The sequence below is a fragment of the Amycolatopsis sp. NBC_00438 genome, from assembly GCF_036026695.1.
Taxonomy (GTDB): Bacteria; Actinomycetota; Actinomycetes; order Mycobacteriales; family Pseudonocardiaceae; genus Amycolatopsis.
Genome location: NZ_CP107923.1, coordinates 545,049 through 565,033, shown reverse-complemented (window position 1 = coordinate 565,033; position 19,985 = coordinate 545,049). Strand labels below are relative to the sequence as shown.

21 protein-coding genes and 1 pseudogene are annotated in these 19,985 nt (G+C 71.7%); 6 read left to right on the top strand and 16 right to left on the bottom strand.

Features of this window, described 5'->3' with window-relative positions; genetic code table 11:
• Positions 1 to 597 precede the first annotated feature (597 nt).
• Positions 598 to 1,812 (bottom strand): winged helix-turn-helix domain-containing protein, encoded by a 1,215-nt coding sequence (locus tag OG494_RS02740; RefSeq protein ID WP_328451602.1) that lies wholly within the window; start codon positions 1,810 to 1,812, stop codon positions 598 to 600.
• A gap of 59 nt (positions 1,813 to 1,871) precedes the next feature.
• On the opposite strand from OG494_RS02740, the gene OG494_RS02735 reads away from it, so the two are divergent.
• On the top strand, positions 1,872 to 2,429 hold the full coding sequence (locus OG494_RS02735; RefSeq protein WP_328451601.1) for a GNAT family N-acetyltransferase: 558 nt from the start codon (positions 1,872 to 1,874) through the stop codon (positions 2,427 to 2,429).
• A gap of 66 nt (positions 2,430 to 2,495) precedes the next feature.
• On the opposite strand, the pseudogene OG494_RS02730 reads toward OG494_RS02735, so the two are convergent.
• A pseudogene (locus OG494_RS02730) lies at positions 2,496 to 2,798 on the bottom strand (GtrA family protein); the annotation flags it as partial.
• Between the two features lie 244 nt (positions 2,799 to 3,042).
• On the opposite strand from OG494_RS02730, the gene OG494_RS02725 reads away from it, so the two are divergent.
• Positions 3,043 to 3,561 (top strand): hypothetical protein, encoded by a 519-nt coding sequence (locus tag OG494_RS02725; RefSeq protein WP_328451599.1) that lies wholly within the window; start codon positions 3,043 to 3,045, stop codon positions 3,559 to 3,561.
• Positions 3,562 to 3,691: 130 nt separating this feature from the next.
• Here the strand turns inward: OG494_RS02725 and OG494_RS02720 are convergent, their stop codons facing one another.
• From OG494_RS02720 to truB, 9 genes are all read right to left on the bottom strand, one after another.
• The gene (locus OG494_RS02720) at positions 3,692 to 4,138 is read right to left on the bottom strand and encodes a tetratricopeptide repeat protein (protein ID WP_328451597.1); all 447 of its coding nucleotides are present in this window, start codon (positions 4,136 to 4,138) and stop codon (positions 3,692 to 3,694) included.
• Positions 4,139 to 4,148: 10 nt separating this feature from the next.
• On the bottom strand, positions 4,149 to 4,889 hold the full coding sequence (gene dapB / locus OG494_RS02715) for a 4-hydroxy-tetrahydrodipicolinate reductase (RefSeq protein ID WP_328451595.1): 741 nt from the start codon (positions 4,887 to 4,889) through the stop codon (positions 4,149 to 4,151).
• Entirely contained in the window at positions 4,886 to 6,250 is a 1,365-nt protein-coding gene (locus OG494_RS02710; protein ID WP_328451593.1) for a M16 family metallopeptidase, read from the bottom strand. Before OG494_RS02710 ends, dapB begins: the two co-directional genes overlap by 4 nt.
• A 97-nt stretch (positions 6,251 to 6,347) precedes the next feature.
• Positions 6,348 to 8,594: a polyribonucleotide nucleotidyltransferase gene (locus OG494_RS02705; RefSeq protein ID WP_328451591.1), complete on the bottom strand. Its 2,247-nt coding sequence runs from the start codon at positions 8,592 to 8,594 to the stop codon at positions 6,348 to 6,350.
• 227 nt (positions 8,595 to 8,821) lie between these two features.
• Positions 8,822 to 9,091 (bottom strand): 30S ribosomal protein S15, encoded by a 270-nt coding sequence (gene rpsO / locus OG494_RS02700; protein WP_003084034.1) that lies wholly within the window; start codon positions 9,089 to 9,091, stop codon positions 8,822 to 8,824.
• A gap of 132 nt (positions 9,092 to 9,223) precedes the next feature.
• A complete protein-coding gene (gene thpR, locus OG494_RS02695; protein ID WP_328451587.1) occupies positions 9,224 to 9,727 on the bottom strand; it encodes an RNA 2',3'-cyclic phosphodiesterase in 504 nt (167 codons plus the stop codon).
• Entirely contained in the window at positions 9,727 to 10,200 is a 474-nt protein-coding gene (locus OG494_RS02690; RefSeq protein WP_328451585.1) for a helix-turn-helix transcriptional regulator, read from the bottom strand. The genes thpR and OG494_RS02690 overlap by 1 nt, the downstream gene beginning before the upstream one ends.
• A gap of 123 nt (positions 10,201 to 10,323) precedes the next feature.
• Positions 10,324 to 11,286 (bottom strand): bifunctional riboflavin kinase/FAD synthetase, encoded by a 963-nt coding sequence (locus OG494_RS02685; protein WP_328451583.1) that lies wholly within the window; start codon positions 11,284 to 11,286, stop codon positions 10,324 to 10,326.
• Positions 11,287 to 11,314: 28 nt separating this feature from the next.
• Entirely contained in the window at positions 11,315 to 12,220 is a 906-nt protein-coding gene (truB, locus tag OG494_RS02680) for a tRNA pseudouridine(55) synthase TruB (protein ID WP_328451581.1), read from the bottom strand.
• A 123-nt stretch (positions 12,221 to 12,343) separates the two neighbouring features.
• Here truB and OG494_RS02675 point away from each other — a divergent pair, with 123 nt between their 5' ends.
• On the top strand, positions 12,344 to 12,820 hold the full coding sequence (locus OG494_RS02675; RefSeq protein ID WP_328451579.1) for a GNAT family N-acetyltransferase: 477 nt from the start codon (positions 12,344 to 12,346) through the stop codon (positions 12,818 to 12,820).
• Between the two features lie 9 nt (positions 12,821 to 12,829).
• On the opposite strand, the gene OG494_RS02670 is transcribed toward OG494_RS02675, so the two are convergent.
• The 3 genes from OG494_RS02670 to OG494_RS02660 form a co-directional block, all read right to left on the bottom strand.
• Positions 12,830 to 14,155, bottom strand: a complete 1,326-nt coding sequence (locus OG494_RS02670; protein WP_328451577.1) for an MFS transporter — start codon at positions 14,153 to 14,155, stop codon at positions 12,830 to 12,832.
• Between the two features lie 330 nt (positions 14,156 to 14,485).
• Positions 14,486 to 15,805 carry an MATE family efflux transporter gene (locus OG494_RS02665; RefSeq protein WP_328458853.1) on the bottom strand — a complete coding sequence of 440 codons (1,320 nt, stop codon included), beginning with the start codon at positions 15,803 to 15,805 and terminating at the stop codon, positions 14,486 to 14,488.
• Between the two features lie 58 nt (positions 15,806 to 15,863).
• Positions 15,864 to 16,853 (bottom strand): DHH family phosphoesterase, encoded by a 990-nt coding sequence (locus OG494_RS02660; RefSeq protein ID WP_328451575.1) that lies wholly within the window; start codon positions 16,851 to 16,853, stop codon positions 15,864 to 15,866.
• 25 nt (positions 16,854 to 16,878) lie between these two features.
• On the opposite strand from OG494_RS02660, the gene OG494_RS02655 reads away from it, so the two are divergent.
• The 3 genes from OG494_RS02655 (at position 16,879) to OG494_RS02645 (ending at position 18,440) form a co-directional block, all read left to right on the top strand.
• Positions 16,879 to 17,910: a TRM11 family SAM-dependent methyltransferase gene (locus OG494_RS02655; RefSeq protein WP_328451573.1), complete on the top strand. Its 1,032-nt coding sequence runs from the start codon at positions 16,879 to 16,881 to the stop codon at positions 17,908 to 17,910.
• A gap of 165 nt (positions 17,911 to 18,075) precedes the next feature.
• Positions 18,076 to 18,303 (top strand): transporter substrate-binding domain-containing protein, encoded by a 228-nt coding sequence (locus OG494_RS02650; protein WP_328451571.1) that lies wholly within the window; start codon positions 18,076 to 18,078, stop codon positions 18,301 to 18,303.
• Between the two features lie 2 nt (positions 18,304 to 18,305).
• The gene (locus OG494_RS02645) at positions 18,306 to 18,440 is read left to right on the top strand and encodes a hypothetical protein (RefSeq protein ID WP_328451569.1); all 135 of its coding nucleotides are present in this window, start codon (positions 18,306 to 18,308) and stop codon (positions 18,438 to 18,440) included.
• A gap of 67 nt (positions 18,441 to 18,507) precedes the next feature.
• Here OG494_RS02645 and OG494_RS02640 read toward each other — a convergent pair whose 3' ends face one another.
• The gene (locus tag OG494_RS02640; protein ID WP_328451567.1) at positions 18,508 to 19,668 is read right to left on the bottom strand and encodes an SPFH domain-containing protein; all 1,161 of its coding nucleotides are present in this window, start codon (positions 19,666 to 19,668) and stop codon (positions 18,508 to 18,510) included.
• Positions 19,669 to 19,688: 20 nt separating this feature from the next.
• A complete protein-coding gene (locus OG494_RS02635; RefSeq protein ID WP_328451565.1) occupies positions 19,689 to 19,928 on the bottom strand; it encodes a hypothetical protein in 240 nt (79 codons plus the stop codon).
• Positions 19,929 to 19,985: the final 57 nt, after the last annotated feature.

Here is a 19,985-nt window from a genome sequence, read left to right as displayed (position 1 = left end):
GGCGGCTCTTCGAGCACCAGCCTCGTGACGCGGTCCGGCTGGTGCGCCGCGACCAGGCTCGCGGTCAAGGCGCCGAGCGAATGCCCGACGAGCACCGCTCCAGCGCCGGCCGGTCCAGTTCGGCGAGGACGGCGTCGCGGAAGGCCGTCAGCGGGTAGGCCCTTCGCCGGGGCGCGCCGCCATGGCCGGGCAGTGCACGCGGTAGCCGAGCCCGGCCGGCCGGGGTGACGGCGCGCATCCCGTGGCGGGATGCGCGCCGCCGTCGTACCGATCGACGGGAAAGTCCCCGGCACCAGCTGCACGACGTCCCCCACGCCGGGGCGCGGGCCCGCCACGCGGTGAAGGCGTTGCTGGGCTGACAACGGTCGCGGCTGGCCTGCTCCGATGCGCGGGTTCGGCATTGCGACCCGGGCGGATCGCTCGCCACGGCCGGCAAACTCACCCGGCCCTGACGCCGCGGAGCGGGCCCGCAGCTCATGCGGGACGACCGGGATGGCCCGGTCGCCTCGGCTCCCGCACTCAGCAACGGCCGGGCGAATCGGCCGCCGGGCCTGCCCGCTCCCTCGGCGCCGACCGGAACAGGGTCGGTCGCCGCCTTCAGCGCACCAGCTTCGCCAATGCCGGGGCCAGGTCGCCGCGCGCGCCCACCGCGACGCCCGACAGGCCCAGCCACTCCGCCATGTGCGTCAGCTCCGCCGCCAGTTCCGGGAGCAGCCGGGCGATGTCCGCGCCCTCCTCGGCGAACGCGCCCTGGACGCGCAGGACGCCCGCCGCGCGGTCGGACTTCAGGTCGACGCGGGCCACCAGCTCGCCGTCCAGCAGGAACGGGAACACGTAGTACCCGTACACCCGCTTCGGCTCCGGGACGTAGATCTCGATGCGGTAGTGGAACCCGAACAGCCGCTCGGTCCGCGCGCGCTCCCAGATCAGCGGGTCGAACGGGCACAGCAGCGCCCGGCCCGCCACCGCCCGGGGCGTCCGTGCCTCGACGTGCCGGTACGCCTGGGCCTTCCAGCCGCGGACCGCCACCGGCTCCAGGACCCCGGACTCGACCAGCTCCGCCACCGCCTGACGCGCCGGGGCCGGACCGAGGCGGTAGTAGTCGCGCAGGTCCGTCTCCGTGGCGACGCCCAACGCGCGCGCCGAACGGTCGATCAAGCCGCGGGCGCCCTCGTCGGCCGGCACCGAGCGCGCCAGGATCTCCGGGGGGACCACCCGCTCGGTCAGGTCGTACAGCCGCTCGAACGACCGGCGCGAGCCCGTGGTCAGCTGGCCGACGCCGAACAGGTACTCGCAGACGCGCTTGACCTCGGACCGCTCCCACCACGAGCCCGGGCCGCGGCGCTGCGCGTCCGCTTCGACCTGGCGCTCGATGCCGCCCGCGCCGATCGGGCCCAGCTCCTTGACCACCGAAAGGATCTCGTCGACCAGCCCCGGCGACTTCTCGATCAGCGGCCCGTAGTGCTTCCACCAGCCGTCGCGCTTCGCGCCCGACCGGATCAGCGGCCAGTCCTCGACCGGCAGCAGGCTCGCCTCGTGCGCCCACGTCTCCACCAGCAGCCGCGGCTGCTTCGCCGAGTGCGACCACGCCGCGCTGTCCAGCAACGCCGGGTCGTACGCCCCCAGGCGCGAGAACACCGGCATGTAGTGCGCCCGGACCGCGACGTTCACCGAGTCCAGCTGCAGCAGCCGGACGCGCGAGAGCACGCGTTTGAGGTGCCGCCGGGACGGCTCGCCGGAGGGACGCGGGTCGCTGAAGCCCTGCGCGGCCAGGAAGGTCTTCCGGGCCGTCGCGACACTGATCGTCTGCATGATGCCGCCATCGTGCCAGCCACCACCGACAGTTTTCGCGAGGGCGATATCTTCAGCCCATGAGCGACGCCGCCGTCCGCCCCGCCGACCTGTCCGACGCCGCGGAGATCGCCCGCATCCAGCGCGAAACCTGGCACGCCGCCTACGAGGACCTCCTCGGCAAGCAGGCCCTGGCCGAGCTGGACGGCACCGACCTGGTCGGCACCTGGACCGAGACCATCGACTACCCGGACAGCCTGGTCTACGTCGCCACCGAAGGCGAGTTCACCGTCGGGTTCTGCGTCGCGGGCCGCGCCCCGGAGGGCGAGGTCGCCGCCGCCGACGGGTCGCTGCCCGAGGACGCCGGCACCACCGGCCTGATCGCCACCCTGCTCGTCGAGCCGCGGTGGGGTCGTCGCGGCCACGCCGGGCGGCTACTCGCGACGGCCGCCGCCGGGCTGCGGGCCGACGGCGCCACCCGCGGCATCGCCTGGGTCGCCCAGGGCGACCACGCCTCCCTCGGCTTCTACCGCCGGGCCGGCTGGAACCCCGACAGCACGGTCCGCACCCTCGACACCGGTGAACGCATGCTGCGCGAGGTCCGGCTCACCGGCACCCTCGCGCTGTCCCTCGCCTGAGTCCCGGAAGATCACCCAGCGCATCACGGCGTACATGAAGACGCCCTCGCCGGCGCCCGCCAGCACCCGCGCGAGGTGGTATTCGAGGCCGAGCGCGCTCAGTCCCGCGCCCACGCCCAGCAGAAACACCGCGTAATTGACGGCGATCGCCCCGATGTAAAGCACGAGCTGGATTCCGACGGCCGCGTGGGAATGGAAGTTGAACGTCCGGTTCAGCACGAAGCTCACCGCGAACGCGCAGACGTACGCCAGCGTGATGCCGAGCCACACCGGCCAGCCCAGCAGCCCGTGAAAAACGGTCAGCAGGCCGAGGTCGAGGCCGAACGTGAAGCCGTTGATCAGGCAAAACCCGAGAAACGTCGGCGCCACGATCCGCGACAGACCCAGCGGGAGGAACCGCACGACGGTCCGGCACAGGGCGCCGAACCGGTCGGCGGGCGTACGAAGGTGCTCGGCGGCCACGCCGTCAGCGTTCCAGCGGGAGGTGGCCGGAAACCGTCCGGCAGGTGATCTTCTGGTGCGGACCACCGGCCGAAGAGTAGGGCCAACCCCAGTGCGTGGAGATTTCGAACTGATAACTTGGAAGACCGGGAGCAAATCAGGAGGTGACACGATGAGCTGGATCCTGCTGACGCTGGGCGTCGCGTTCGGTTCGGCCCTCGTGCCACTGATCAACGCCGAGGTGTTCCTGATCGGGCTGTGCGCGAGCCACCCGGGGCTGCACTGGCTGTGGCTCGGCGCGGCCGTCGCGGTGGGCCAGATCGCCGGGAAGACGCTGTACTACCTGGCCGCGCGCGGCACCATCAAGCTGCCGAAACCGCTGCACGACCGGCTGCACCGCGAACGTCCGATGACGGCCCGCAGGGTGCGCTGGGAGCTGCGGACGAAGAAGATCCGCGCGAGGGTGGACGCCCTGCGCGAGCGCTGCCACCGCCACCCCCACTGGATGGCCGGGACGTACGGCGTGAGCTCCCTGGTCGGCTTGCCGCCCTTCATGGCGACGAGCGTCCTCGCGGGGCTGGTCCGCATGCGCCTGGCGACGTTCCTGACGGCCGGCCTGACCGGACGCTGGATCCGCTTCAGCCTGATCGCCGCCGCGCCCGCGGTCTTCACGGGCTGGATGCACCACTGACACCCGGCCCCGCCACAGGTGAAATCCGCGTGAGGTGTCGCATCTTTCATAGGGAAAGTGACGCCTCACGGGCGGCGCGGCGCATCTTTCCTAGGGAAAGTGACGTCTCGCCGGGGGCGGCCGGGCGGGGTCAGTGGTCGGCGGCTTCCAGTTCCAGGGCCTTCTTCATCGTCTCGCGGGCCCGGCGGCGGTCGCCCGCGATGTCGTAGGCGTACGCGAGCTTGTACCAGGCGCGCCAGTTCTCCTGGTCGACCTGGACCTCCGCGCGACGCTGGTCGAACCACGCGTCGGCCGCGTCGCGGTCCACCCGGCCCGACGGGCGGCGCGGCAGGTCGGAGACGTCCGGGAGCTCGCCCTCGCTGTCCAGCCGGCGGGACAGCCGCTGGATCTGCAGGCCGTTGCGCCAGGTGACCACGACGATCCAGATCCCCAGGATCGGCAGCAGCAGCACGCCGATCCCGAGCGCGATGCCCACGCCCGTCCCGGACGCGAACAGCGCGAACGCCCGGTCCGCGAGCAGGAACAGGTAGACGACCAGCGCCGCCGTCATCAGCAGCGCGACATTGCGGGCTTTCATGGGCGGGCCTTCACAGGTCGAGCACGTTCTCCAGGCCGACCGTCAGGCCGGGACGCGTGAGCACCGTGCGCACGCCGAGCAGCACACCCGGCATGAACGACGTCCGGTCGAGGGAGTCGTGGCGGATGGTCAGGGTCTCCCCCTCGCCGCCGAACAGGATCTCCTCGTGCGCGACCAGCCCGGGCAGCCGGACCGAGTGGACGCGGACGTCCTCGACCGTGGCGCCGCGGGCCCCGTCCAGTTCGGCCGTCGTCGCGTCCGGACCCGGCTCGACGCCGGCCTCGGCACGCGCCGCGGCGATCATCCGGGCGGTGTGCGCGGCGGTGCCCGACGGCGCGTCGGCCTTGCGGTTGTGGTGCAGCTCGATGATCTCGGCCGAGGCGTAGAACTTCGCTGCCTGCGCCGCGAAGCGCATCGCCAGCACCGCGCCGAGCGCGAAGTTCGGCGCGATCAGCACACCCAGCGACGGCTTCGGCGCCAAGAGCCCGCGAAGCTCGGAGAGGCGTTCCTCGCTGAAGCCGGTGGTGCCGACGACCGCGTGGATGTCGTGCGCCACCAGGTACTTCAGGTTGTCCATCACGGCGTCGGGGTGGGTGAAGTCGACGACGACCTGGGCCTCGGCCAGCGCCGCGAAGTCGTCCCCGGCGTCGAGCGCGGCGACGACCTTCATGTCGCCGGCGCTTTCGACGGCCTTCACCACCGTCGCGCCCATCCGGCCGCGGGCGCCGAGCACACCGACGTTGATGGTCATGAAGCGATCACCTCGTGCAGGTCGTCAGGAAGGTCGTCGGCGTGAGCGTACGGCCCGACGACCGCCGCCGCCGAGACCCCGCCCGGCCGTGCGAACAAAGTGCGAGCGAGCGCACACACCTCGTCGGTGGTGACGGCGTCGATGCGCGCGATCGTGTCGTCGACGCCCAGGTAGTGGGCGTAGTTGAGTTCGTTCTTGCCGATCCGCGACATCCGCGACGACGTGTCCTCCAGGCCCAGCACGATCCCGCCGCGCAGCTGCCCCTTGGCGCGGACCACCTCGGCCTCGGTCAGGCCGTCGACGCCGACCTTGTCGAGCACCTCGCGGATCACGCCCGCGACGTCCCCGAGCTTCTCCGGCTGGCAGCCCGCGTACACGGACATGTGACCGGTGTCGGAGTAGCTCGCGACCGACGAGTACACCTGGTACGCCAGCCCGCGCTGCTCGCGGATCTCCTGGAACAGCCGCGAGCTCATGCCGCCGCCGAGCGCCGCGTTGAGCACCGACAGCGCGAACCGGCGGTCGTCGTGGCGCGACAGCGACCGCAGGCCGAGCATGACGTGCGCCTGCTCGGTGTCGTCGGTGTGCAGCGCCAGCTTCGGCGGGGTCTTGATCCGCGCCCGGCCCTCACGCGGCGCGAGCGGCGTCGCGCCGCCGGTCAGCCGTTCCTTCAAAGCCTTGCGCACCAGGCGAAGCACCTGGTTGTGCTCGATGTTCCCGGCCACCGCCAGCACCATCCGCGGCAGCGTGTAGCGGCGCTTGTAGAACCCGCGCAGGGCGGCAGGCGACATCTCGATGATCGACTTCTCGGTGCCGAGCACCGGGCGGCCGAGCGCGTGGTCGCCGAGGATCGCGCTGACGAACGTCTCGTGCAGCAGGTCTTCGGGGTCGTCGTCGCGCATCGAGATCTCTTCGAGGACGACGCTGCGTTCCATGTCCATGTCGCGGTCGGTGCAGAGCGCCTCGAACACGACGTCGGTGACCAGGTCCACGGCCAGCGGAAGGTCGGCGTCGAGCACCTGCGCGTAGTAGCAGGTGTGCTCCTTCGCGGTGAAGGCGTTGAACTCGCCGCCGACCGCGTCGATCTCCTCGGCGATCTGCGTGGCGTCGCGGTGCCGGGTTCCCTTGAACAGCAGGTGTTCGAGGTAGTGCGCGGCCCCGGCGACGGCGTCCGGTTCGTCGCGCGAGCCGATGCCGACCCACAGCCCGACCGTCGCCGACCGGGACGCCGGGACGTGCTCGGTGATCACGCGCAGACCGCCGGCGAGCACACTGCGCTTGACGACCGCACCGTCCGGAGTGGACTCCAGCGTGCGGGTGGTGCCGACGGGCTGCTCGTGCCCGGAAACCTGCCGTGCCATGGGTTCCTTACTCACGATGCCGTGAAGGCCTCCTCACCGGGAGACGGCGAGGAGGCCTTCGACGGAACTGTCACGAACCGGACGAGCCGGGTCTTGCTTAGGCGTCGGCCTTCTCGGCGTCGGCGTCGGCGGCGGGAGTGGCGGCCGGGGCCTCCTCCTCCTGGACGACGATCAGGCTGATCTTGCCGCGGTTGTCGATGTCGGCGATCTCGACGCGGAGCTTGTCGCCCACGTTGACGACGTCCTCGACCTTGGCGATCCGCTTGCCGTTGCCCAGCTTGGAGATGTGCACCAGGCCGTCCTTGCCCGGCAGCAGCGAGACGAACGCGCCGAAGGCGGCCGTCTTCACCACGGTGCCGAGGAAGCGCTCGCCGACCTTGGGCAGCTGCGGGTTGGCGATGGCGTTGATCAGGTCGATCGCCGCCTCCGCCGACGGGCCGTCGGCCGCGCCCACGTAGATCGTGCCGTCGTCCTCGATGGAGATGTCGGCACCGGTCTGCTCGGTGATCGAGTTGATCATCTTGCCCTTCGGGCCGATGACCTCGCCGATCTTGTCCACCGGGATCTTCACGCTGGTGACGCGCGGCGAGTACGGGCTCATCTCGTCCGGGCCGTCGATCGCCTCGGCGATGACCTCCAGGATGGTGAGACGGGCGTCCTTCGCCTGCTTCAGCGCGGCGGCGAGCACCTCGGAGGGGATGCCGTCGAGCTTCGTGTCCAGCTGCAGGGCGGTGATGATGTCCTTGGTGCCGGCGACCTTGAAGTCCATGTCGCCCATGGCGTCCTCGGCCCCGAGGATGTCGGTCAGCGCGACGTAGCGCGTCTCGCCGTCGACCTCGTCGGAGATGAGGCCCATCGCGATGCCCGCGACCGGCGCCTTCAGCGGCACACCGGCGTTGTACAGGCCCATGGTGGACGCGCAGACCGAGCCCATCGAGGTCGAGCCGTTGGAGCCCAGCGCCTCGGAGACCTGGCGGATCGCGTACGGGAACTCGTCGCGCTTCGGCAGCACCGGGACCAGGGCGCGCTCGGCGAGCATGCCGTGGCCGATCTCGCGCCGCTTCGGCGAACCGACGCGGCCGGTCTCGCCGGTGGAGAACGGCGGGAAGTTGTAGTGGTGCATGTAGCGCTTGTGCGTCTCCGGGGACAGCGAGTCGATCTGCTGCTCCAGGCGAAGCATGTTCAGCGTGGTGACGCCCAGGATCTGCGTTTCTCCACGCTCGAAGAGTGCCGAACCGTGGGCCCGCGGGATCACGGCGACCTCGGCCGACAGCGACCGGATGTCGGTCAGGCCACGGCCGTCCATGCGGATCTTGTCCGTCAGGACGCGCTTGCGCATGACCTTCTTGGACAGCGCCTTGAACGCGGCGCCGATCTCCTTCTCGCGGCCCTCGAAGGCTTCGCCCTCGTTGATGCCGACCTTCTCCAGCACGGCGGCCTTGACCTGGTCGGTCGCGGCGTCGCGGTCCTGCTTGCCGGCGATCTGCAGGGCGTTCGCCAGGTCGTCGGTCGCGATCGCGGCGACGGCGTCGAAGGCGTCCTGCTCGTAGGCCAGGAAGACCGGGAACTCGCCGGTCGGCTTGGCGGCGACGTCGGCCAGCTTCTGCTGGGCTTCGCACAGCACCTTGATGAACGGCTTGGCCGCCTCGAGGCCCTGCGCGACCGAGACCTCGTCCGGCGCCTTGCCGCCGTCGGCGATCAGGTCGAGCGTGTTCTCGGTGCCCTCGGCCTCGACCATCATGATCGCGACGTCATCACCGACGATGCGGCCGGCGACGACCATGTTGAAGGTGGCCTTCGCGAGCTGCGACCAGGTCGGGAACGCGACCCACTGGTCCTCGATCAGGGCGACGCGGACGCCGCCGACCGGGCCCGAGAACGGCAGGCCGGCGATCTGGGTCGACGCCGACGCGGCGTTGATGGCCAGCACGTCGTACGGGTCGTCCGGGTTGAGGCTCTGGACCGTGATGACGACCTGGATCTCGTTGCGGAGACCGTCGGTGAACGACGGGCGCAGCGGCCGGTCGATCAGGCGGCAGGTCAGGATCGCGTCGGTCGAGGGGCGGCCCTCGCGGCGGAAGAACGCGCCGGGGATGCGGCCGGCCGCGTACATGCGCTCCTCGACGTCCACCGTCAGGGGGAAGAAGTCGAAGTGGTCCTTCGGGTGCTTCGACGCGGTCGTCGCCGAGAGCAGCATGGTCTCTTCGTCGAGGTACGCGACGACGGCGCCGGCGGCCTGCTTGGCCAGGCGGCCCGTCTCGAAGCGGACGGTGCGGGTGCCGAAGCGGCCGTTGTCGATCACGGCTTCTGCTTCGTGCACGGTGACTCCGGTGGAGTCGGTCATAGGGTGTTTCTCCTCTTTAGTTCCTTCGTACGACGCGAGTCTCCCACCCTGGGACCCGATTCGCTGAGGACGCTCGAGGAGTGATGCCGGTCTTCGATCGAAGCCCCCGGGACTCTTTCCCGGAAGCCACTACCGAGGACCGGCGGACGGTTCCCCGGGCGCGCTCGCGCCGTTGTTCTCTCAAACCGAAGGGGAGCGACCGGCGGTCACTCCCCTTCGGGTTCAAGCTATCGGCGCAGGCCGAGGCGCTGGATCAGCGCACGGTAACGCTCGATGTCCACCTTCATCACGTAGTTCAGCAGCCGGCGGCGACGGCCGACCAGCAGCAGGAGCCCGCGACGCGAGTGGTGGTCGTGCTTGTGAGCCTTGAGGTGCTCGGTGAGGCCGACGATCCGCTTGGTCAGCAGCGCGACCTGGGCCTCGGGGGATCCCGTGTCCGAGTCGTGCACGCCGTACTCGGCCAGGATCGACTTCTTCTCTTCGGTGGACAGCGCCACTTGTGTAACTCCTCGAGATAATCAGTGCCGTGCGGCCCCGGACGCGGAATGAACGCCGGGAAGTCGGTCACGGCCGCCACGGACTGCAGCCGGACCCGATCATTGAGGTTACCAGCCCGCTGAACTGTGCCTTCAGGCGCGGTTCAGCTCGAACTCGCGGGCCACCCGGTAGCGGGTTCCGCCCGGTTCGCGCTCGCTGGTCATCAGCGCCACCCGCGTGGCCTGCCAGTTCCGGCTCGTGAAGCCGGCCAGCTCCGCGGTCCACCGCTCGGCGGGCCCGGGTTCTTCCCGGGGGAACCGCGCCAGCGTCAAGTGGGCCACGTACGGCCTCGCCTCGGCGCCGGCCCCCGCGGCGTGCGCGAGCGGCGTCAGCTCCGATCCGGCGACAGTCAACCACAGCACCCCGGGGAACGTCGCGGCCTTTTCCAGCCGGACGTCCACCGCCCGCCGGCCGGCCAGCCGGTCCGCCAGCCAGGCCGCGCGGACGGCGAGGTCGTCCCGGCCGTAGTAGGCGAGCGTGACGTGCCACCTCTCCGGCGGCTCCCAGGTCAGGCCGCCGCCGGGCTCCCCCAGCGCCTCGGCGGCCGCTTCGACGACGTCGTCCGGCGGGAGCAGGGCGCTGAACAGGGCCGTCATCAGCCGCCGTGACCGGCCCGGCGCAGCAGGTCGGCGATCGCCGGGAACTCGTCGTCGAGCCGCTTGGCGGCCTCGCCCAGGTCCTCGTCCTCGGCCAGGTCCCGCAGGTAGGCGAGGACTTTCTGGTCTTCGTTGACCACCGGGATGTTGTCGCGGCCGACGGTGGGCCGGGAGTCGCGGACGTCCTCCATCGCGGCCAGCATCGCGTCGCGGTTGCCGGCGGCGACCTCGGGGACCAGGATCTTGCGTTCGAGCATGATCATCCGGGCCAGCACGACCGGGTTGCCGATCTTCGCGCGCCGCCCGCTCATCACCTGGCTGAGCATGGGGGCGCTGATGCCGAGGACCTCGGCCAGGAACGCCTGCGAAACGTCGAAGGCGACGACGAGCCGGCGCACGCGGTCGCCCAGGGGCTCCCCGTACCACTCCCGCTGCAGCGCGATGTTCCGCTGGACGATCTTGTGGTCCTCCACCAGTTCCGCTCCCCTAAACCGCCGCTTCGCCCGCACAGTCTGCACGCACACTGTCCGTGAGCATCTTGCCATCACGATCACGTCCGTGAACGCGGAATTCCCCTTTTCGCCCCGGTCGAGGCGTTACCCCGCGTCCGGGAGGGCCTTTCTGGTCTGGACGACGTCCTCGTCGATCTGGGTGACCAGCCCGGCCGAGTCGGCGAACCGGACCTGATCGCGCAACCGGGTGACGAAGTCGATCGCGACGTGCTGGCCGTAGAAGTCCTCGTCGACGTCGAGGACGAACGCCTCGACGGTGCGCTCGCGCCCGGAGAACGTCGGGTTCGTGCCCACCGACACCGCGGCGCGCAGCCGCCGCGACGGGTCCGCCGAGCGGGTGAACCAGGCGCTGTAGACGCCGTCGGCCGGGACGGCGGCGAACCGCGGGGTCGACAGGTTCGCCGTCGGGTAGCCGAGTTCGTGGCCCCGGCCGTCGCCGCGGACGACGATGCCCTCGAGCCGGTGCGGGCGGCCGAGCGCCTCGGCGGCGGCGACCACGTCCCCGGCGTCGATGCAGGACCGGACGTACGTGCTGGAGAACGTGATGGCCGACTGGTCCTCTTCGGACAGTTCCTTGCCCTGCAGTTCCGCGCCGTAGGCGGCGAAGCCGAAGCGGCGGCCGAGGGTGCGCAGCAGCTCGACGGTACCGGCGGCCTTGGCGCCGAAGGTGAAGTTGTCGCCGACGATCACCGCGGCCGCGTGCAGCCGGTCGACCAGCACCTCGTGCACGAACTCCTCCGGCTGCAGCCGGGACAGCTCCAAGGTGAACGGCAGCACGCAGAAGACGTCGACGCCGAGGCCTTCGACGAGCTGGGCCTTGCGCCGCAACGTCGTCAGCTGCGCCGGGTGGCTCCCGGGGCGCAGCACCTCCGACGGGTGCGGGTCGAAGGTCAGGACCACGCTCGGCAGGCCGCGCTCGGCGGCCGCGGCGGCGGTCCGGTTGATGAGCTCCTGGTGCCCGCGGTGTACCCCGTCGAACACGCCGATGGTGACCACGCACCGGCCCCAGCCGCCGGGAAGGTCCCCCAGCCCACGCCACCGCAGCACGTCACTCTCCCGTCTTTCCGGCCCCACCCTAGGCGGGCAGCAACACGACCACTGCTTTGGACACGCCTTGTTCATCCGCGGCCAGCGCGAGCACCCGGCCGTCGGGTCCGAAGAGGCCGTAGGTGCCCTCGAGCCCGGCCGCCGGGATGCGCTGGCCGTGGCGGACCGCCTTGGCCGTCGCGGCGTCGAGGTCGCGCCGCGGGAAGGCGGCGGCGACGGCGGCGTCGAGGTCCAGGCTCAGCTCGGGCTGCTCCTCCAGCTGGTCCAGCGTGCGCGCCCTGGCCAGGCTGAACGGGCCGACCGTGGTGCGCCGCAAGGCCATCAGGTGACCGCCGACGCCGAGGTCGGCGCCCAGGTCGCGGGCCAGCGCGCGGACGTAGGTGCCGGACGAGCACTCGACGACGGCGTCGACCTCGACGTGGTCGTCCTCGTGGCGGATGCCCAGGACGTCGAAGCGGTAGACGGTGACCGGGCGCGGCGGGATGACGACGTCCTCGCCCGCGCGGACCCGGGCGTAGGCGCGCTTGCCGTCGATCTTGACGGCGCTGACCGCGCTGGGCACCTGCTGGATGGCGCCGGTGAGCTTGGCGATCCCGGCGGTGATCGCCTCGTCGGTCACCGCGCCGGTTTCCGCCGTGGTGAGGATTTCGCCCTCCGCGTCGTCGGTCGTGGTGCTGCTGCCCATCGACAGCGTCGCCAGGTAGGTCTTGCGGTCGAGCGCCAGGTGGCCGAGCAGCTTGGTGGCGCGCTCGATGCCGAGCACCAGCACGCCGGTCGCCATCGGGTCGAGCGTGCCGGCGTGCCCGACCTTGCGGGTGCCCATGAACCGGCGGGCGCGGGCGACGACGTCGTGCGACGTCATCCCGGCGGGCTTGTCGACGATCACGAGACCGGGCGGCGGGGCGGGGCGGCGGGGCGGTTTGGGGCTCGACACGCGGCAAACCCTAGCGGCCGCTGATCGTCGGCCGATCGGGTGCGTTCGGGCGGCGCGATCGGCGTGGCGGGTAAGGCAGCCGGGTGCTTGAGCGGTGGCGCGGCGGAGGGCCAGGATGAAGGCGTGGCGAAGATCGAAGTCCGGCCCGCCGCGGCGGCCGAGTTCGAAGCCGTCGCCGGGCTGCGGTGGCGCTGGGTCGCCGAGCGGGACGGCCTGCCCGCCGCCGGGCGCGACCGGTTCGTGCGGGAGTTCGGCGCGTGGGCGCGGGAGCACGCGGCCACCCACCGGTGCCTGGTGGTGGTGCGCGAAGACGAGGTGCTCGGGATGGCGTTCCTCGCGATCACCGCGCGCGTGCCGACGCCGACGGCGTTCACCCGGGCCGCCGGCGACGTGCAGAGCGTCTACGTCTCGCCGGAAGTCCGCGACAGCGGCCTCGGCGGCCTGCTGATCCACGGGATCCTGCGCCTGGCCGCGGACCTCGGGCTCGAGCGGGTCACGGTGCATTCGTCGAGACGCGCGGTGCCGGCCTACGAGCGGCGCGGGTTCGCCGTGGCCCGGCACCTCATGCAGGCCGAGATCCCGGGGCCGGGCGGGCCCTGACGCCCCGGGTCAGGCGGCGACGATCGGCGTCTCCGGCAGGGCCGCGTCCCAGCGGCGGCGGGTGATCCGGACCGGCAGTTCCTCGCCGCGGGCCTCGGCGAGGAACAGGTGGGTGCGCGTGCGGCGCCACCACACGAGCATCCGCGAGGTGCCGATCGCCAGGAGCACGACGATCGTCAGCAGGGACCACCGGAAGTTCCCGCCGGTCCACTGCAGCAGCACGCCGACCGCGAGCGCGGCGATCGTCGTCGCGACGAAGCCGCCGACGTTGACCACGCCGGTCGCGGTGCCGACGCGGCTGAGCGGGTTGTAGTCGCGAGCCAGCGCGAAGCCGATCATCGACGCCGGGCCGCCGAGCGCGAGGAAGGCGAACGCGGGCACCAGCAGCGCCACCGGCACCTGGCCGGGCCAGCTCAGCAGCACCGCCCACACCACCGCGGCGCCGCCGATGTAGCCGCCGACCATCGGCATCCGCAGCGACGGGTGCCGGCCGATCAGGCCACCCAGCAGCGGGCCGCCGGCCATCGAGCCGAAGACGAACACCGTGAGCAGCGCGCTCGCGGCGGCCTTCGACTGCCCCTGGCCCTGCACCAGCCACGGCACACCCCACAGCAGCGTCAGCGCGTTCGGCGCGAACATCGTGCTGAAGTGGACCCAGAACCCCAGGCGCGTCCCCGGGGTCCGCCACGCCTCGGCGACCTGGTGCGCGAGCTCGCGCGGGCGGACGGCTTCGCGGGCCGGCACCTCGACACCGGCCGGGACGTCGCGCACCCGCAGCGTCACGACCAGCGTGTAGAGCACGGTCAGCGCGCCGACCGCGAGGAAGGTGGGCGTCCAGCCGGCGCTGTCGAGCACGAGCGACAGCGGGACGGTGGCGGCGAGGTTCCCGACGTAGCCGATGGCCGCGGTGAACGACGTCAGCAGCGCGTACTGGCGGCCCGGGAAATGGGCCGCGACCAGCCGCAGCACGCTGACGAACGTGAGCGCGTCGCCGAGGCCGAGCACACCGCGGGCGAGCAGGCCGAGGCCGTAGGAGTGCGCGACGCCGAGCAGGAGCTGGCCGGCGCCGAGGATCAGCACGGCGACGGTGAGCACGCGGCGCGGGCCGTAGCGGTCGACCAGGACGCCGGTCGGGATCTGCATCGCGGCGTAGACGCCGACCTGCAGCACGGTGAACGTGCCGAGCGCGGCCGCGCCGACGCCGAAGCGTTCGGCCGCCTGCAGCCCGGCGACGCCGAAGGAGGTGCGGTGGAACACCGCGAGGAGGTAGACGGTGACGGCGGCGAGCCAGATGAGCCAGGACCGGGCGGTGGCGCGGCCGGTGGCGGGCGGCACGGGGACCTCCAGTGACTAGGGGCTTGCGGTACGGGACGCCCTCACTGCCGTCCCCACTACTTGTAGCGCCTAAGCAACGGCGAAACCTAGCCGTTACCCCGGTGGCGTTCACCACACGGTGCACCGGCTTTCCCGAATCGGAGGGCCTTCGAAGCGCTGACGTCGGCGGCCGGGCCGTGCGACGTCCTGGTGACGTCGGCCGGTCCGGCGGCGGGCGGGGTCGATCGTGGCGATCCCGTCGGCGGCCGCGGTGCTCGGGAGCCACGGGTACCCGGACCGGTCGGTGGCTCTGCTCGCGGCGCGGGGCCCGCTAGCCGCGCCGTTCCCACGTCAGGCGGGGCGGATGGCGCCGGTGACCGCCCAGTTTCCCGAGCGCCAGCGGACCAGGACCGCCACCAGGCGCAGGACCATGAACAGCGAGAGCCCGGTCCAGATGCCCGTGAGGCCCCAGCCGAAACCGAGGGACGCCCAGATCAGCGGGAGGAAGCCCAGGGCCGCGCTGCCGAGCGTCGCGTTGCGGAGGAAGGCCGCGTCGCCCGCGCCCAGCAGCACGCCGTCCAGGGCGAAGACCACACCCGCGATCGGTTGCAGCGCCACGAAGAACCACCACGCGTGCGGGACCTCGGCCAGCACCCCCGCGTCGGACGTGAAGGCGTGCGGCAGCACCCACGACAGCGCCGCGAACAGCACCCCCAGGAAGCACCCCATCAGCAGCCCGTACCTGGTGATCTGCGTGGCGACGCCGCGCGCCTGCCGCGCCGAGCCGGCGCCGAGCGCGGCCCCGACCAGGGACTGCGCCGCGATCGCGACCGAGTCCAGGATCAGCGAGAGGAACACCCACAGCTGCAGCACCACCTGGTGCGCGCCGACCGCCTCGGTCGACGTCCGGGCCGCGACGGCCGCCGCCGAGACGAAGCACGCCTGGAACCCGAGGCTGCGCAGCACCAGGTCGCGGCCGAGGCCGAGCTGGGCGCGCATCACCTTGAAGTCCGGCCGCAGGCCCACCTTCTCGCGTACCAGGGCCGCGAAGAACAGTGACGCCGAGATCACCTGCGCGGCGACGTTCGCGATCGCCGAGCCCTCCAGGCCGAGCCCGGCCCAGTAGACGAGCGCCGGGCACAGCACGGCCGAGATCCCGTTGCCCGCCAGCACGTACCGCAGCGGTTTGACGGCGTCCTGCACCCCGCGCATCCAGCCGTTGCCGGCCATGGTGACCAGGATCAGCGGCGCCCCGAACAACGCGATCCGCAGCCACGACACCGCGGCGCTCGTGATCTCGTCGCTGCCCGAGAGCACCCGCGCGATCGGCCAGGCCAGCAGCTGCCCGGCGACCAGCACGAAGAGCCCGACGAACAGCGCCAGCCACGTCGCCTGGACGCCTTCGCGCACGGCGTCGGCCCGGCGGCCGGCGCCGTGCAGGCGGGCCGTGCGCGACGTCGTGCCGTACGACAGGAACGTCAGCTGGCTCGACACCTGCGACAGCACGACCCCGCCGAGCGCGAGCCCGGCCAGCGACAGCGCGTCGAGGTGGCCGACGACCGCTGTGTCGACCAGCACGTACAACGGCTCGGCGGCCAGCACGCCCAGCGCCGGCACGGCCAGCCCCAGCACCCGCTTGGCCGGGACCCGCTCGCTCTCCTCCACGTTCACCACGAGCCGGACTCTAACCGCCGGCCCCGACAAGTTCCGGCCGGCGGGAACCGGGGTCCTAGAGCAGCGGCGCCCGCTCCAGCGCGGCCCGCAGGCCGGCCAGGACCTCCTCGGCGGTGCCCGGGATGGTGCACCCAGCGGCCTGCCGGTGCCCGCCGCCGCCGAACTCCGCGGCCACCGCGGAGACGTCGATCCCGAGGGAGCGCAACGAGATCTGCCACTGCGCGGGGTTCGCCGGGTCCTGCTTGAGGACCGCCGCCACGGCCGCCTCGCGCACCGAGCGGACGACGTCGACGACCGACTCGACCTCCTCGGCCCGCACCGTGCTCGCGGCGTCGATCCCGACGACCGCGTGCACAAAACCCCTGCCCTGCGCGGCTTCCGGCTCGAGCACGGCGCCGGCCAGCACCGACGACAGCATCGGCAGCCACGCGAACGGGCGCTCGTCGACGATCCGCCGCACCACCGCCTCGGGGTCGACGCCCGCCTCCAGCAGCCGCGCCGCCATCCGGTGCGTCTCCGGGCTCGCCCGGCGGAACCCGCTGGTGTCGGTGACGATCCCGGCGTAGAGCCCGCGCGCGATCGGCTCGTCCGGCTCGACGCCCATCGCGTCGAGGACCCGGAACACCAGGATCGCGCTGGCCTCGGCGCTCTCGTCGACGACGTGCTGGGTGCCGTAGAACGTGTTGGTCGCGTGGTGGTCGATCACCAGCACGTCACCGGCCAGCTCGACGCGCCCGGCGAGCCGGCCCAGCCGCTTCGGCACCGGTGTGTCGACGCACACCAGCAGCGCCTCGGTCGTGGGCAGGTCGTCCGGGTGGGTGAGCAGGCCGTCCTCGTCGAGCCACCGCAGCGTCTCGGGCGCTTCGTCGGGCTCGCCGAAGGAGACGCGCACCCGCGCGCCCCGCTGGAGCAGGGCCCGGCCGAGCGCGAGCGCGCTGCCCAGGGCGTCCGCGTCGGGACGGACGTGCCCGAGCACCGTCACGTCGGTCGCCGTGGCGAGCAATGCGGCCGCGGCCTCGATGTCCTGCGCCAAAGTGGAGGTCACGGTGCGTCACGCTACGCTCTGCGGGATGTCCGAGTACGTGATCCTGGTCCACCCGTCCGCCAACCGGGTCTACGCCGCCTCCTCCCCCGCGCTGCTGCGCGCCGAGCTGGCGGTGTTCGGCACGGCGCTGGCGGCCGAGCTGTCCGGCATCGAGGACGTCGAGCTCGGCGGCGTCGGCTACGTCCGCTTCACCAGCTCCGCGCCGCTCGGCGAGCGCGACCTCGCGCTGCTGTCGAACCTGTCGTCGTTGTACGCGCTGTTCGAGCTGGACGGCGACGTGCTGCGCCCGGTGAAGGTGACGCCGCTCGCGAAGGCCGACTCGGACCTGCTGACCATCCAGAAGTACGCGGGCAAGACCAACGAGTCGTTCACCAAGCTGCTGCTGAACATCACGCTGCTGGCCACCGCGGACCCCGCCTCGGACAAGCCGCGGTACCTGCTCGACCCGCTGTGCGGCCGCGGCACCACGCTCAACCAGGCGATCATGTACGGCCTGCACGCCACCGGCCTGGACGTCGACGCCAAGGACTTCGAGGCGTACGAGGCGTTCATCAAGACGTGGCTGCGGAACAAGCGTGTGAAGCACACGGCGGAGTCCGGCGTGCTGCGCCGCAACAAGGCCCGCCTCGGCCGCCGCCTCGACATCGAGTACGCGATGACCAAAGAGGACTACAAGGCGGGCGACACCCGCAAGCTCACGTACTTCAACGCGGACACCCTGACGACCGACGAGGTCCTGCGCGCGAACTCCGCCGACGTGATCGTCACGGACGCCCCGTACGGCGTCCAGCACGGCAGCCACCGCGACGCGGGCCTGCAGCGCAGCCCGCGCGACCTGCTGGCGGCGGCGATCCCGGTGTGGACCCGGGTCCTCAAGCCGGGTGGCGCGCTCGGCATCTCGTGGAACACCACCGTCCTGCCCCGCGAAGAACTCGTCGCGATCCTTGAGAAGGCCGGCCTCGACGTCCGCGAAGGCGGGCCCTACGACGAGTTCGCCCACCGGGTGGACCAAGCCATCCTCCGCGACCTCGTCGTAGCCGCCAAACCCACGGCCTGAAAGCCGCCGTCCAGGATCTGGAATCGGGCGGCGGCTCGTTGACCGGGCTCGCCCCGGCTTCCTGAAGTCGACGACGTCAACGGAAAGCGTCCCCGTGCGAGGGCAGGCGCATGTCTTCCTCGTTCTTTCACCGAACAGTGCGACAGCGGGTTCTCGAACATCACGGTGACCGAGGAGCGCAAGGACAAGTACGACTTCGCGACCTACCGCAAGGACACGATCGCGTTCGAGGTGCGGGGCGACAAGAACATCGCGGTGCGCGAGGCGCAGGACATCGCCGGGCTCACCGTCGGCGTCGGCGCCGGGACGAACCAGGAGCAGATCCTGCTGCGCTGGGACCAGCAGAACAAGTCCGCCGGGCTGGGCCCAACCCGACGTCGGCCTACCACGTAGCGGTGGAGGGCAAGACGAAGATCGTCGGCACGGTGCTCGGGAACGGGAAGTACGCCGAGGTCCTCAAGCGCTGGAACCTGACGTCGGAGGCCTTGCCGGCGTCGGAGGTCAACCCGCGGGGGCTGCCCCGCATGTGAGCCGGATTCCGCGGGCCCGTCGCCGCTCGGGCCCGCGGAACCGGTTCAGTACCGGTTCAGTATTGGTTCAGGACTGGGTCACTTCGCCGGGCTTCGCGGTGATGGCTTTTCCGTTGCTCTCGGGGGAAACCGCGGGTGCGGGAACGGGCGGCGTGCTCAGCCCGCGCTTCACGGAGTCCAGAATGGACAGTCCCTGGCCGACGAGGCCCGCGGCCATCTCGCCCAGGCCGTCGGCGCCGTTGAGGATGTTGACGTTCGCGCCGGCCAGGCCGCGCCCGGCCTCCTTGACGATCAGCGGCAGCTGGTCGATGAGCATCCGGTCGAGCGCGACGCGGTTGTTCGACGCCGCCGCTTCCGCCTGCACGCGCATCTTCTCGGCGTCGGCCACGGCCAGGATGCGGATCCGCTCGGCTTCCGCGTCGGCCGGCTTGATGACCTCGGCCACCAGCTGCTGCTGGCGCAGCTCCGCTTCGCGCTGGGCCAGCTCGGTCCGCGCGTCGATGACCTCCTGCTGCGCCTTCGCCTGGGCGAGCGGCCCGGCCTGCGACGCCTCGGCCTGAGCCGCCTCGACCTCGGCGCGGTACTGCGCCTGCACGATCGACGTCTGCCGGACGTACGCCGCCTGCGTCCGCTGCGACTCCTGCTCGGCCTCGGCCGCCTTCTTGTTCGCCACGGCCTGCGCGATCTGCGCGTCCCGCTGGATGGCGGCGTTGTGCGGCGCGGCCATCGCGGCGATGTAGCCGAGCTTCATGTCGTCGATCGACTGGATCTGCAGGGCGTCGACCGACAGGCCGATCTTCGCCATTTCCACCGCCGAGCCGTCCAGCACCTCGGTCGCCAGCTTCTGCCGCTCGGTGATGATCTCCTCGACCGTCATCGACCCGATGATCGAGCGCAGGTGGCCGGAGAAGATCCGGCCGGTCAGCACGGACATCTGGTCCTGGTCGGAGAGGAACCGCTGACCGGCGTTGACGATGCTCTCGGTGTCGTTGCCGACCTTGAACGCGATCACCGCCCGCACGGTCAGCGCGATGGCCTGTTTCGTCACGCATACTTCGGTCACTTCGGCTTCGCACATCGAAAGCGTCAGGAACCGGACTTTCCGGAACACCGGCATGACAAACGCGCCGTGGCCGGTGACGACCCGGAACGGCGACGCGCCCTTGCTGGTCTTGCCGCCCGAAATGAGCATCGCCTCGTTGGGGGCCGGCACGCGATAACCGAACATCGACTGTCCTTAGACGAACACTAGGAAGTGGTTTCCGGCGCGGATTCGGGAACGTCCCACGCCACGACGTCGACCGTGCGCCGGCCCCGGGTTTCGACGACCAGCACGGTCGTCCCCCTCGGCAGCTCCGTGTCGGACCAGGCCAGGAAGGTTTCCAGGCCACCCCTGATCCTGATCAGCACCTCCCCGGGCCCCCGCTGCCCGCGGGTGCCGACGAGGAGGACCCCGGTGCGGCCCGACGGCGTGAGGTCGGAGTGCATGCGCCGGCCTCCCTCGTGTGTCCGCCTCGACGCGGGCCGAGCCCGCTCCCCCCATTG